Annotated in this window: 11 protein-coding genes; 7 read left to right on the top strand and 4 right to left on the bottom strand. The window is 71.2% G+C overall.

Translation table 11 applies throughout. From position 1 onward, the window contains the following. Window positions 1-56 precede the first annotated feature (56 nt). The 4 genes from ACFY2L_RS01105 to ACFY2L_RS01090 all read right to left on the bottom strand — a co-directional run bounded on the left by ACFY2L_RS01105 (window position 57) and on the right by ACFY2L_RS01090 (window position 3,589). The gene (locus tag ACFY2L_RS01105) at window positions 57-986 is read right to left on the bottom strand and encodes a carbohydrate kinase family protein (protein ID WP_390821684.1); all 930 of its coding nucleotides are present in this window, start codon (window positions 984-986) and stop codon (window positions 57-59) included. A gap of 77 nt (window positions 987-1,063) precedes the next feature. Continuing rightward, complete coding sequence (locus ACFY2L_RS01100; protein ID WP_390821202.1) at window positions 1,064-1,972, bottom strand: pseudouridine-5'-phosphate glycosidase; 909 nt, start codon at window positions 1,970-1,972, stop codon at window positions 1,064-1,066. Window positions 1,973-2,112: 140 nt separating this feature from the next. Next, window positions 2,113-2,667, bottom strand: coding sequence for a methylated-DNA--[protein]-cysteine S-methyltransferase (locus ACFY2L_RS01095; protein WP_390655964.1), 555 nt, complete (start codon window positions 2,665-2,667; stop codon window positions 2,113-2,115). A gap of 49 nt (window positions 2,668-2,716) precedes the next feature. Beyond that, a complete protein-coding gene (locus ACFY2L_RS01090; protein WP_390655965.1) occupies window positions 2,717-3,589 on the bottom strand; it encodes a glycerophosphodiester phosphodiesterase in 873 nt (290 codons plus the stop codon). Between the two features lie 275 nt (window positions 3,590-3,864). On the opposite strand from ACFY2L_RS01090, the gene ACFY2L_RS01085 reads away from it, so the two are divergent. From ACFY2L_RS01085 to ACFY2L_RS01055, 7 genes are all read left to right on the top strand, one after another. Next, window positions 3,865-4,731, top strand: coding sequence for an MHYT domain-containing protein (locus ACFY2L_RS01085; RefSeq protein ID WP_390821200.1), 867 nt, complete (start codon window positions 3,865-3,867; stop codon window positions 4,729-4,731). Window positions 4,732-4,771: 40 nt separating this feature from the next. Further along, window positions 4,772-6,916, top strand: coding sequence for an excinuclease ABC subunit UvrB (gene uvrB / locus ACFY2L_RS01080; RefSeq protein WP_390655967.1), 2,145 nt, complete (start codon window positions 4,772-4,774; stop codon window positions 6,914-6,916). 161 nt (window positions 6,917-7,077) lie between these two features. Beyond that, window positions 7,078-7,656, top strand: a complete 579-nt coding sequence (locus tag ACFY2L_RS01075) for a TerD family protein (RefSeq protein ID WP_390655968.1) — start codon at window positions 7,078-7,080, stop codon at window positions 7,654-7,656. Between the two features lie 55 nt (window positions 7,657-7,711). After that, window positions 7,712-9,826 (top strand): TerD family protein, encoded by a 2,115-nt coding sequence (locus ACFY2L_RS01070; RefSeq protein WP_390821198.1) that lies wholly within the window; start codon window positions 7,712-7,714, stop codon window positions 9,824-9,826. A 222-nt stretch (window positions 9,827-10,048) separates the two neighbouring features. Further along, a complete protein-coding gene (locus ACFY2L_RS01065) occupies window positions 10,049-11,050 on the top strand; it encodes a TerC/Alx family metal homeostasis membrane protein (RefSeq protein WP_390821197.1) in 1,002 nt (333 codons plus the stop codon). 126 nt (window positions 11,051-11,176) lie between these two features. Next, window positions 11,177-11,491 (top strand): hypothetical protein, encoded by a 315-nt coding sequence (locus ACFY2L_RS01060; RefSeq protein ID WP_390655971.1) that lies wholly within the window; start codon window positions 11,177-11,179, stop codon window positions 11,489-11,491. Window positions 11,492-11,558: 67 nt separating this feature from the next. Then, entirely contained in the window at window positions 11,559-12,659 is a 1,101-nt protein-coding gene (locus ACFY2L_RS01055; RefSeq protein WP_390655972.1) for a calcium:proton antiporter, read from the top strand. Window positions 12,660-12,697 lie beyond the last annotated feature (38 nt).

Here is a 12,697-nt window from a genome sequence, read left to right as displayed (position 1 = left end):
GGGGCTCCCGCTCTGCACCCCCGCCGCCGCTGCTTCCGGCCGCACCCGCCCCTGCCTCAGCCGACGCGGGTCCCGTCCGCGATCCTCGGCGTCGACATGTCACCGGACGCGGGTGGTCGCGCGCCGACCTGTTCGACCGCCCGGGCTCCCGCTCTGCACCCCTCCGCCGCCGAGGCCCCGGGCTCCGCGCCGGTGAGCAGGGCGGCCAGGAACGCGCCCGTGAAGGCGTCGCCGGCGCCCGTGGTGTCCCGGGGCGTCGCCGCGACGGCGGGGACGCGGGTGAGGACGGTGCCGTCCCGCGCGATCAGCGCCCCCGCCGCGCCCTCCTTGGCCACCACCAGCGGGACACGGCGGCTCAGTTCGGCAGCGGCGTCCGCCCCGTCGGGCAGCCCGGTCAGCAGACACGCCTCGTCACGGCTGGGCAGCAGCACGTCCACCCCCTCCACCAGGTCCAGGAAACGGTCGACGCCCAGTGCGGCCAGGAATCCCGCCGACGCCGGATCGAGGCTCACCGGTACTCCACGGGCGCGCGCCGCCGCCACCGCCGTACGCACCAGCGCGCGACCGGACCCGGAGAACATCAGGTAGCCCGACAGGTGCAGCCGGCCGGCCCCGTCAAGGAGCGCGTCCGACCAGTCGTCGGGTGCGAGCCGCAGCGAGGCGCCGCTGTCGGTGAGGAAGGTGCGCTCGGCCGCGGCGTCCGCGTCGACCAGACAGATGACCGTCCCGGTCGGCGCCTGCGGGTCGACGACGAGCCGGGGCCGTACCCCGCAGGCGGTCAGCTCCCGTTCGTGCCAGGCCACCGCGTCCTGGCCCACCCGGCCGAGCAGCCGTACGTCCGCACACCCCCAATGCGCGGCCCAGCACGCCACATTGGCGCCCGCCCCGCCCGGCAGGGTCCGGATCGCGGCGGCCGTGTCCGTCCCCGCCGCCAGGGGCCCCCGATGGCGCGCGACGACATCCGTCACCACGTCCCCGACGACCAGAAGCGCCCCGCCCGGAGCCGGAGCCGACGCCGGAGCCGGCCCGCCGTGCGCGCGTTCCGTTCCGCCCGGCCGCCCGGTCACACCTCGGCCCAGGCCGTGGCGATCCGCGCCGCAAGCCGCACGTTGCCGCGCACCGCCGCCAGATTGGCGCTCAGGGACGCCCCGTCGGTGTGCCGGACCAGGTGGTCGAGGAGGAACGGTGTGACGCCCTGGCCGGTGACGCCCTCCTCCTCGCACGCCTGCAGCGCCTCGGCGAGCACCCGCGCGTGCAGCCCGGGATCGAGCTGCTCCTCCACGGGCACCGGGTTGGCGACGATCAACGCCGACTCCGGTACGCCGAGCGCGTCCTGAGCCCGCATCACGTCGGCCACCTGCGCGGGCGTGTCCAGCGTCCACTCCACCGGATGCCCCGAGTCGGACAGGTAGAAGCCCGGGAAGCGGTCCGTGCCGTAACCGGCGACGGCCACCCCCAGCGTCTCGAGACGCTGCAGGGTCGCCGGAACGTCCAGGATCGACTTCACCCCCGCGCACACCACGGTGATCCGGGTACGCGCCAGCAGCCCCAGGTCGGCGGACTCGTCCTGGGTCACCGTCCATTCCCGGTGCACCCCGCCGAGCCCGCCCGTCGCGAACACCCGGACACCCGCCAGTGCCGCCAGCAGTGCCGTCGCCGACACCGTCGTCGCCCCGCTCGCCCCCGAGGCCACCGCGAGCGGCAGGTCGCGATGGCCCAGCTTGCGTATCCCGTCCTCGTTGGCGACCCGCTCCAACTGCTCCTTGTCCAGACCGACATGGGGCCGCCCGTCCAGGACGGCGATGGTCGCCGGAACGGCACCCTCCGCGCGGACGACCGACTCCAGCTCCAGTGCCACCTGGAGGTTGCGCGGGCGCGGCAGCCCGTGCGCGATGATCGTGGACTCCAGCGCGACCACGGGTCGACGCGCGTCGACCGCATCCCGCACCTCTTCCGACACCACCAGCACCATGCGCCTGTCTCCTGTCCTCGGGTCTTCCCTCATCTCTGGCGGGCGGCGCGCCCGGCCAAACCCCGACGGCCTGTGGGGGACGCCACCGGCCCGCGAGGCATGGCGGACGGAACCCCGTTCACGCGGGCCCGAGGCGATCCTCAGAACAGCGGCTCGGGCAGCACCCCTTCCAGCGCGAGCAGCCTCCGCTTGGTCTCCAGACCGCCGCCGAACCCGCCGATACCGCCGTCGCTCTCGACGACCCGGTGACAGGGCACGACGACCGGCAGCGGATTGGCGCCCATGGCCGTGCCCACCGCCTGCGCCGCCCCCGGCTGCCCGACCCGCTTGGCCAGGTCGCCGTACCCGACGACCGCGCCGTACGGCACGCCGGTGGCTAGTTCGCGCAGGACCTGGCGGTTGAAGCCCGAGATCAGCGACCAGTCCAGAGGCAGCTCGAAGTCGCGCCGGTCACCCGCGAAGTAGGCGTCGACCTGGCGTATCGCCTCGGCCAGCAGAGGGGAACCGGGGGCCTCGACCGGGTCCGTGCCCAGCCTGTCCGCCAGCCTGCCCAGAGCCGTGTCGCGGACCGCGTCGGTGGCGTGGAACACGACGTTGACCACGCCCTTTCCGGTCGCGGCCAGCAGCAGTGGACCGATGGCGGTGCCGACGACGGCCCACACGACCTGCTGCTCGTCCTGCCCGTGGCTGTTCATGCGACCCACCGTACGGCCCGCCACTGACAACGGGGTCGGTACGCCGGGGTCAGTACCAGTACAGGGCCCTGCGCACCACGTCGGGTCTGTTCGTGATGACGCCGTCGACGCCGTATCCGGCGACGGTCCTCGCGGTGGAGGCGTCGTCGACGGTCCAGACGAAGACCCGCACCGGTCGGCCGTGCGGTCCCGTCAGCGCGTGCACGGCGTCCACGTAGTCCCGGGAGAGGGCGTTGTACGACGGGTTGATCAGGTCGGCGAAGCCCGCGTACCGGGCCAGGTCCGCCGCGGCCGGCGCACCCAGCAGACCGGTCCGCACGCCCGGCTTCAGCTCGTGCACGGTGCGCAGACTCTCCGCACTGAAGCTCTGCACGATCAGGCGGGCGCTGAGATGCCGCCGGTCGAGCCAGCCCTCGTTGCTCAGGAGTTTCAGCGTCTGCTGCTCGATCCCCGGGTAGAGCGCGGGGTTCTTGATCTCCAGGAGCAGCTTCTGGTGGTTGCGCTCCACCCGCTCGACGTACTGCTCGAGCGTCGGCACACGCGCGCCCGCGTACGTCTCACCGAACCAGCTGCCCGCGTCCAGCCGCGCGATCTCGGCCGCGGTGAAGTCCTTCACCTTCCAGGGGGCACGGTCGGGGAAGACCTCCTCGACGTCGGTCGTACGGCGGAGAGTGTCGTCGTGGATCACCACGAGCTCGCCGTCCTTGGTGCGCTGGACGTCGTTCTCCACCCAGCGGATGCCGAGGGCGGCGGCCTCGTCGACGGCGTCGAGCGTGTTCTCCGGGGCGACCGCGGAGGCCCCCCGGTGGGCGATCACCACGGCCCGGGCGGGGATGCCGGCCCGGGCGTCGTGGACGGGGAGCAGAAGGGCGACGGTGCCCAGGAGCGCGGTGGTCGTGGCGGCAACTGCGCGCGCGTGCATACGTACTCCTCGCGTCGGTTGATCACGTACAGCTCAACTGTGACAGCACAGAGTCAACGACGGAGGGGTGCGGGACGACCACACGATGAACGGAGATGCCCGGGACCGCTCACCGCTGCCGCACATGTGGGGTAAGGGCGTGTTTCTTTGCCGGAAAATCGTTCGACCATTCCGGTGGGGGTCATACTCTCTCTCAGCCTTGGCCGTTCGCGCGGCCCTGGGGAGGGGCGCGTTTCAGGGAAATCAAAGCAAACGGGGCGGAAGGGCAACCGCGCATGCACGGCACGGTCGACGGTTTCAGCTACGGACTCGTCACACCGCTGGTGGCCTACGTCATGGCCTGCCTCGGCGGCGCTCTCGGCCTGCGCTGCACCACCAGAGCCCGGCTCGTCGCCCACTCCTGGCGCCCCGGATGGCTGGCCCTCGGCTCGGCGGCGATCGGCTCCGGCATATGGACCATGCACTTCATCGCGATGATGGGTTTCACGGTCGCGGGAGCCCCGATCCATTACGACAAACCGACGACCTACGCCAGCCTCGGCGTCGCCGTCATCATGGTGGGCGTGGGGATCTTCATCGTCGGCTACCGGGGCGCCACCGGCACCGCGCTGTTCACCGGCGGCACCGTCACCGGCCTGGGCATCGCGTCGATGCACTACCTCGGCATGGCCGGGATGCGCTTCAGTGGAAAGCTGGAATACAACACGTTCACCGTCTCCGTCTCCGTGGCCATAGCCATGGCCGCCGCCACCGCCGCCCTGTGGGCCGCCGGACAGGTCCGGGGCTTCGCGTGGAGCGTGGGCGCCAGCCTCGTCATGGGGCTGGCCGTCACCGGCATGCACTACACGGGCATGGCGGCCCTGAGCGTCCATCTGCACGCGACCGGCACGCCGACCGAGGGCGACTCGCCCGCCGCCCTCCTCGCCCCGATGCTGATCGGACCCCTCGCCTTCCTCCTCCTCGCCGGCGTCGTCGTGGTGTTCGACCCGCTGATGGGCGTGGGCAGGCCCGACCGGACCCGCGCCGAGCACATGCCCGGCGTCCCGGCGCACCCGCCCGTGCGGCACTCCGCCGGCCGTCCGGCGCCGCGCGCCCGCCGCAGGCTGCCCCACCGGGAGTCCCGCACCCCGCAGAACCGCTGATCCGACCTCGTTGTCAGTGGGTGGTCGTACGGTTGATGGCATGCGGCCCGTCTCTCACATCGAACGCACGGTGGCGCCCTTCGAGGTCGTCAGCCCCTACCAGCCCAGCGGCGACCAGCCGGCGGCCATCGCCGAGCTCGCCAAGCGCATCGAAGGCGGCGAGAAGGACGTCGTCCTCCTCGGCGCGACCGGCACCGGCAAGTCCGCCACCACCGCGTGGATGATCGAGAAGCTCCAGCGGCCCACCCTGGTGATGGCCCCGAACAAGACCCTGGCCGCCCAGCTGGCGAACGAGTTCCGGGAACTGCTGCCCAACAACGCGGTCGAGTACTTCGTCTCGTACTACGACTACTACCAGCCCGAGGCGTACGTCCCGCAGTCGGACACCTATATCGAGAAGGACTCCTCGATCAACGAGGAGGTCGAGCGACTGCGCCACTCGGCGACCAACTCGCTGCTCACCCGCCGTGACGTCGTCGTGGTCGCCTCGGTCTCCTGCATCTACGGCCTCGGCACCCCGCAGGAGTACGTGGACCGGATGGTCCCCCTGAAGGTCGGCGAGGAGATCGACCGGGACGAGCTGCTGCGCCGTTTCGTGGACATCCAGTACACGCGCAACGACATGGCGTTCAGCCGGGGCACCTTCCGCGTGCGCGGCGACACCATCGAGATCTTCCCGGTCTACGAGGAGCTCGCCGTCCGCATCGAGATGTTCGGCGACGAGATCGAGGCCCTCTCCACGCTGCACCCGCTCACCGGCGAGATCATCAGCGACGACCAGCAGCTCTACGTCTTCCCGGCCTCCCACTACGTCGCCGGCCCCGAGCGCCTGGAGCGGGCCGTCAACGACATCGAGAAGGAGCTCGGCGAGCGGCTGGCCGAGCTGGAGAAGCAGGGCAAGCTCCTGGAGGCCCAGCGCCTGCGCATGCGCACCACGTACGACATCGAGATGCTCCGCCAGATCGGCTCCTGCTCCGGCGTGGAGAACTACTCGATGCACTTCGACGGCCGCACCCCCGGCTCCCCGCCGAACACCCTGCTCGACTACTTCCCGGACGACTTCCTCCTCGTCATCGACGAGTCCCACGTCACCGTCCCGCAGATCGGCGCCATGTACGAGGGCGACGCCTCCCGCAAGCGCACCCTCGTCGACCACGGCTTCCGCCTGCCCTCCGCCCTCGACAACCGCCCACTGAAGTGGGAGGAGTTCCAGGAGCGCATCGGGCAGACCGTCTATCTGTCGGCGACGCCCGGCAAGTACGAGCTCTCGCGCGGGGACGGCGTCGTCGAGCAGATCATCCGCCCCACCGGCCTCGTCGACCCGGAGGTCGTCGTCAAGCCCACCGAGGGCCAGATCGACGATCTCGTGCACGAGATCCGCAAGCGCACCGAGAAGGACGAGCGCGTCCTGGTCACCACGCTCACCAAGAAGATGGCCGAGGACCTCACGGACTACTTCCTGGAACTCGGCATCCAGGTGCGCTATCTGCACAGTGACGTCGACACGCTGCGCCGCATCGAGCTGCTGCGCGAGCTGCGTGCCGGCGAGTTCGACGTCCTGGTGGGCATCAACCTCCTGCGGGAGGGCCTCGACCTGCCCGAGGTGTCGCTCGTGGCGATCCTCGACGCCGACAAGGAGGGCTTCCTGCGCTCCGGCACCTCCCTGATCCAGACCATCGGCCGCGCCGCTCGTAACGTCTCCGGCCAGGTCCACATGTACGCCGACAAGATCACCCCGGGCATGGAGCGGGCCATCGAGGAGACCAACCGCCGCCGCGAGAAGCAGGTCGCCTACAACAAGGCGAACGGCATCGACCCCCAGCCGCTCCGCAAGAAGATCAACGACATCGTCGCGCAGATCGCGCGCGAGGAGGTCGACACCGAGCAGCTGCTCGGCACCGGCTACCGGGCGAAGAAGGACGGAGGGGGCACCAAGGCGCCGGTGCCCTCCCTCGGCGACAAGGCGGCCAAGGGCGCGAAGGCCAAGTCCGCCAAGGGCAAGGCCAAGGAGACGGTGCCCACCGACCGTCCCGCGGCCGAACTCGCCCAGCAGATCGAGGAGATGACGGAGCGCATGCGGGCCGCCGCCGCCGACCTGCACTTCGAGGTCGCCGCCCGGCTGCGCGACGAGGTCTCCGAGATGAAGAAGGAACTGCGTCAGATGAAGGAGGCCGGCCTGGCCTGACGGACCCGCTCGGTTGCTGCGCCCGGGCCGCACACGCCGAGTGTTGCAAGACCGACACAAAGTGCGTGCCCGGGTACGGCACTGTCAGTGCCTGTGCGTAGGGTTTTCGGCAACCGCGGACTCCGCGGCAACAGGGGACAGTTCGAGAGGGGAATCAGCCCGTGACCGTCAACATGACCAAGGGCCAGGCCATCAGTCTGCAGAAGAACGACGGGGGCAGCCTGACCGCGGTCCGCATGGGTCTCGGCTGGCAGGCGGCGCCCCGGCGCGGCCTCTTCGGCTCCCGCACCCGGGAGATCGACCTCGACGCCTCCGCCGTCCTGTTCGCGGACAAGCAGCCCGTCGACGTCGTCTTCTTCCGCCACCTGGTGAGCGACGACGGCTCCGTCCGGCACACCGGTGACAACCTGGTGGGCGGCGTCGGCCAGGGCGGCGACGACGAGGCGATCCTCGTCGACCTGGCGCGCGTCCCGGTCCACATCGACCAGATCGTCTTCACCGTGAACTCCTTCACCGGGCAGACCTTCCAGGAGGTGCAGAACGCCTTCTGCCGTCTGGTCGACGAGACCAACGGCCAGGAGCTGGCGCGCTACACGCTCGCGGGCGGCGGCGCCTACACGGCCCAGATCATGGCCAAGGTGCACCGCTCGGGCCAGGGCTGGACGATGACGGCCCTCGGCGCCCCGGCCAACGGCCGCACCTTCCAGGACCTGATGCCCACCGTCCTGCCGCTCCTGTAGACACGAGCCGGCCCGCGGACACGACAACACCACACGCGACACAGGGGGACAGGCGATGACGGCCGAGCTGGTGCGGGGGCAGAACCACCCGCTCTCCCGGGTCCGCCTCGAGATCAGGGTCTCGGCCGGCACGCCGGTCGTGGCCGTGGCCACGCTCAGCGACGAGAACGGCAGGGCACAGGACGTCGAGTGGGTGGCCCACCCGGGCTCTCCCACGCTGCCCGGTCTGGAGGTCTCCCGGCAGGCGGCCGCGGACCACCGTCTCGCGGTGGACCTGGACGCCATGCCGGAGAGCGTGCACCGCGTCAACGTCCTGCTCTCCCTGCCCCCGGGCGACGGGGCAGGGCCGGTCAGCTTCGGTTCCGTCCCGCCCCCCGCCGTCGCGGTCACCGGCCTCGACGGCACCGAGGTCGCCACGTACACCCTCACCGGCCTGAGCGCCGAGTCGGCGGTCGTCGCGCTGGAGCTCTACCGGCGCCAGGGCGCATGGAAGGTGCGCGCCGTCGGCCAGGGGTACGCGGGAGGGCTCGCCGAGCTCCTCACCGACCAGGGCCTGCCGCAGGCGCAGCAGCTCGCGGCCGGTATCAACGAGGCGGTGGCCCAGGGGCTGGCCCGCTCGGTGACGGCCCCGCCGCCCCGTACTGCGGACGGCGACCGCGCCCGGCAGGCTGCCGCCTCCGCACTCGGCGGCCCGGACCCGAGCGGCTCCGCGTACGGCGCACAGGGCGCCCAGGGCGTCCCCGGTCCCCACGGGGCGGGCCAGGGCGCCGACGGGCCGTTCGGCACGGGTCAGAGCCCGCAGTCCGGTACGGGGACGGCCTACCCGACGGGCGCGCCGGCGAGTTCCGCGCCCACGGGTTCGGTGCCCACGGGCGCCGCGGCGGGGCCGGTGCAGCCGGACTCCGCGCCTGCGTCGCACCCCCAGTCGACGTCCCCGACCGCCGCCGCGGGCGGCCCGGTCAACTACGTCCACCCCCGTCGGCAGAACGCCGCTCCGCCGCCTCCGCCCACGGCGCCGCCGGCCCAGCCCGGGCAGCCCGCGACGCCCGTCGCGGGTGACGCGACCGGCTGGTCCATGGAGGAGCGGCTGTACAACCAGGTCTGGGGCATGTTCGAGGACCTGGCCCGCACCACGGCCGCCTATCGCAGTGCCGTCGACTTCGCCGACACGCGCCTGGAGAAGGAGCTGGACCAGGTCCTGTCCGACCCACGCAGCAGGATCGGCGGCCAGGGCGACGCCGCCCGCGAAGCGGCCCAGGCCAGGCACATCCAGCTCGTCGACCAGGCCCGGGAGGCGTTGGACCGGGACCTCGTCCAGCTCACCGCCGAGGCCGACGTCGTCGAACCCGCGCTGCCGCCGGCCTACGCCCGCTGGGACAACCCCGTCTGGCACGCCTACCGCGTCCCCATGGAGATGCCCATGGCGCTGCGCCTGGGCGACCTCCACCTGCCCGAGAGCGACCCTCTGCGCATCCCGTTGCTGGTCCGCCTCCCGCTGGAGCGCGGGCTGTGGATCGACAGCGGAACCACGCAGTCGTCCGAGGACTCCCTGCTCGACTCCCATGAGCTGCGGCACCTCGCCCTGGTGTCCGCGGTGGCCCACACCGCCAGGCTGCTGGCGGCGTACCCGGCGGGCGAGTTCACCGTGCACGTCATCGACCCGGCCGGGGCGGGCGCGCAGGCGCTGGCACCGCTCGTGCGGTCCGGAGTGCTCGCCGCCCCGCCGGCCGCGGGCGCGGCGGGTGTGGCGGACGTCCTGGGCCGGCTGACCCAGCGCGTCGACCTGGTGCAGATGGCGGTGCGCGGCGGCGCGGCCGACTCCCTCCCGCCGGGCTTCGACACCTCCCAGCAGCTCCTGGTGGTCAACGACTTCCCGCACGGCTTCGACGACCGCGCGGTGAACCAGCTCCGCTACCTCGCGGACGAGGGCCCCTCCGTCGGCGTCCATCTGATGCTGGTCGCCGACCGGGAGGACGCCGCCGGTTACGGTCCGTTGCTCGACCCGCTGTGGCGCGGGTTGCTCCGGCTGACCCCGGTGCCCGACGACCACCTGGCGGATCCCTGGGTCGGGCACGCCTGGACGTACGAACCGGCGCTCGTACCCCCGGGGAGCCAGGTGCTCCAGCAGGTGCTGGCCCAGGTCGCGACGGCCCGCACCAAGTACACGTAAAGAACTCTGACCTGGGAACTTGGCACTTCTTTTGCCAATCACTTTACCTTTCCTTGGTGATTGGGGTACTGTCTTCCTCACGGAGGGGAGTACTCCCTGCTGCGGCGCACCCGTCAATACGGATCGACTCGATCCCGGGGCGTCGGCCCGGGACCGGGCGGAAGAGACCTCCGGCAGCGCGACGACGCTGATTACCTGCCGTTACGTACTGCCGGAGGCGCAGTGGATGTTTCCCTGAACCTGTGGGTTCTCACCATCGTGGGCCTGGCCGCCCTGATCGCGGTCGACTTCTTCATCGGCCGCAAGCCGCATGACGTGTCGATCAAGGAAGCCGGTATCTGGACCGTCGTCTGGATCGCCCTGGCCGGGCTCTTCGGACTCGGCCTGCTCGTCTTCGGCGGTGGCCGGCCCGCCGGAGAGTTCTTCGCCGGCTTCATCACCGAGAAGTCGCTCAGCGTCGACAACCTCTTCGTCTTCGTGCTGATCATGGCGAAGTTCGCGGTCCCGTCGCAGTACCAGCAGCGGGTCCTGCTGATAGGCGTCCTCATAGCCCTGGTCCTGCGGGCCGTCTTCATCGCCGCGGGCGCCGCGATCCTCGCCAGCTTCTCCTGGGTGTTCTACCTCTTCGGCGCCTTCCTGATCTGGACCGCCTGGAAGCTCGTCCAGGAGGCACGGGCCGACGAGGAGGACGAGGAGTTCGAGGAGAACAAGCTGCTCAAGGCCGCCGAGCGCCGGTTCGGCGTCGCCGACCGCTACCACGGCACCAAGCTGTGGATCCAGCAGAACGGCAAGCGGGTCATGACCCCGATGCTGGTCGTCATGCTCGCGATCGGCACCACCGACGTGCTGTTCGCCCTCGACTCCATCCCCGCGATCTTCGGCCTCACCCAGGACCCGTACATCGTGTTCACCGCCAACGCCTTCGCGCTGATGGGCCTGAGGCAGCTGTACTTCCTCATCGGCGGCCTGCTGAAGAAGCTGGTCCACCTCAGCTACGGCCTGTCGATCATCCTGGGCTTCATCGGCGTCAAGCTGGTGCTGCACGCGCTGCACGAGTCCGGGGTCCACGTCCCCGAGATCAGCATCCCGGTCTCGCTCGGCGTCATCTGCTCCGTCCTGATCGTCACCACGATCACCAGCCTGCGCGCCTCGAAGAAGCAGGCGGCGGCCGAGGCGGCGCAGACGGCGAGCGAAGGCGCTCCGAAGGACAGCATCCAGGCCTGACCACGGACGACGTAGGAACAACCAGCCCGGGAGTGGTGCGCGGCGCATTGCCGGGCACCGCTCCCGGTGCTTCGTTGGAACACGGGCGTTCTCCATCCGGAGACACCCGCTACCGGCGGAGGCACCATGGGCACTGCACCGAGGTTCGTACAGATCATCGACTTCGAGACCGACCGCATCGACGAGATGCGGGCGCTCGCCGAGGAGGGGGAGCAGGACCTCGGGAACCGCGCCGACGGCCCCCGGCGCCGTCTCGTCCTCAAGGACAGGAACCAGCCGAACCGCTATCTGGTCCTGGTCGAGTTCGAGTCCCACGAGGCGGCCATGCGCACCAGCGAATCCCCCGAGACGAGCAAGTTCGCGGAGCGGATGGCCGCGCTCTGCACCAGGCCCCCGTCCTTCACCGACTGCGACATCCAGGACACGACCGAGTTCGAGTGACACAGGGCGCGCGCGGGCCCCCGGCAGCCGGAATGCGAAGCCCCGTCAGCTCTGCGACGATCGCTGCATGATCGCTCGGCTCAGGTCGCTCACCACCCGGTGGACGTCCCTCGTGCCGGTGCTCGCAGTCGTCCTCCTGGCCCTGACCTGGGGACGCGACCTGCCCGCGGCGGTCGTCGCGCTGGTGACCGTGGTCCTCGCCGGAGCCGTGCTGGCCGCCGTGCACCACGCCGAGGTCGTCGCCCACCGGGTCGGTGAGCCCTTCGGCTCCCTCGTCCTCGCGGTCGCCGTGACGGTCATCGAGGTCGCCCTGATCGTGACCTTGATGGTGGACGGCGGCGACAAGAGCGCGACCCTGGCGAGGGACACGGTCTTCGCGGCCGTGATGATCACCTGCAACGGCATCGTGGGCCTGTGCCTGCTGACCGCCTCCCTGCGGCACGGCACGGCCGTCTTCAACCCCGAGGGCACCGGCGCGGCCCTGGCCACCGTCGCGACCCTGGCCACGCTCAGTCTGGTCCTGCCGACCTTCACGACCAGCAAACCGGGCCCGGAGTTCTCCACCGTCCAGCTCACCTTCGCCGCGCTGTCCTCGCTGATCCTGTACGGACTGTTCGTGGCGACCCAGACCGTCAGACACCGCGACTACTTCCTGCCGGTCACCCGGAAGGGAGAAGTGATCACCGCCGCCGACCACGCGGGCGCACCGTCCTCCCGGACCGCCCTGATCAGTCTGGGGCTCCTCGGCCTCGCCCTGATCGGAGTGGTCGGTCTCGCGAAGGGTGTCTCGCCCACGATCGAGTCCGGGGTGGACGCGGCCGGCCTGCACCAAGCCGTCGTCGGCGTGGTCATCGCCCTGCTCGTGCTGCTTCCCGAGACCATCGCCGCACTGCGCTCCGCCCGCCGGGACCGCGTGCAGACCAGCCTCAACCTCGCGCTCGGCTCCGCCATGGCCAGCATCGGGCTGACCATCCCCGCCGTCGCCCTCGCCTCCGTCTGGCTCTCCGGCCCGCTCGTCCTCGGCCTGGGCGCCACCTACGTGGTGCTGCTCGCACTGACCGTCGTGGTCAGTTCCCTGACGGTGGTGCCGGGACGGGCCACCCCCCTTCAGGGCGGCGTGCACCTCGTGCTGTTCGCCGCCTACCTGGAACTGGCGATCAACCCCTGACCGACGGCGCGGCACCCCGCCGACGACGGGCGGCCCCT

Origin of the sequence: Streptomyces sp. NPDC001381 (assembly GCF_042895685.1) — a bacterium.
GTDB lineage: Bacteria > Actinomycetota > Actinomycetes > Streptomycetales > Streptomycetaceae > Streptomyces.
Note: the sequence above shows the minus strand (reverse complement) of the source record. Positions and strands in the feature narration are given on the sequence as shown.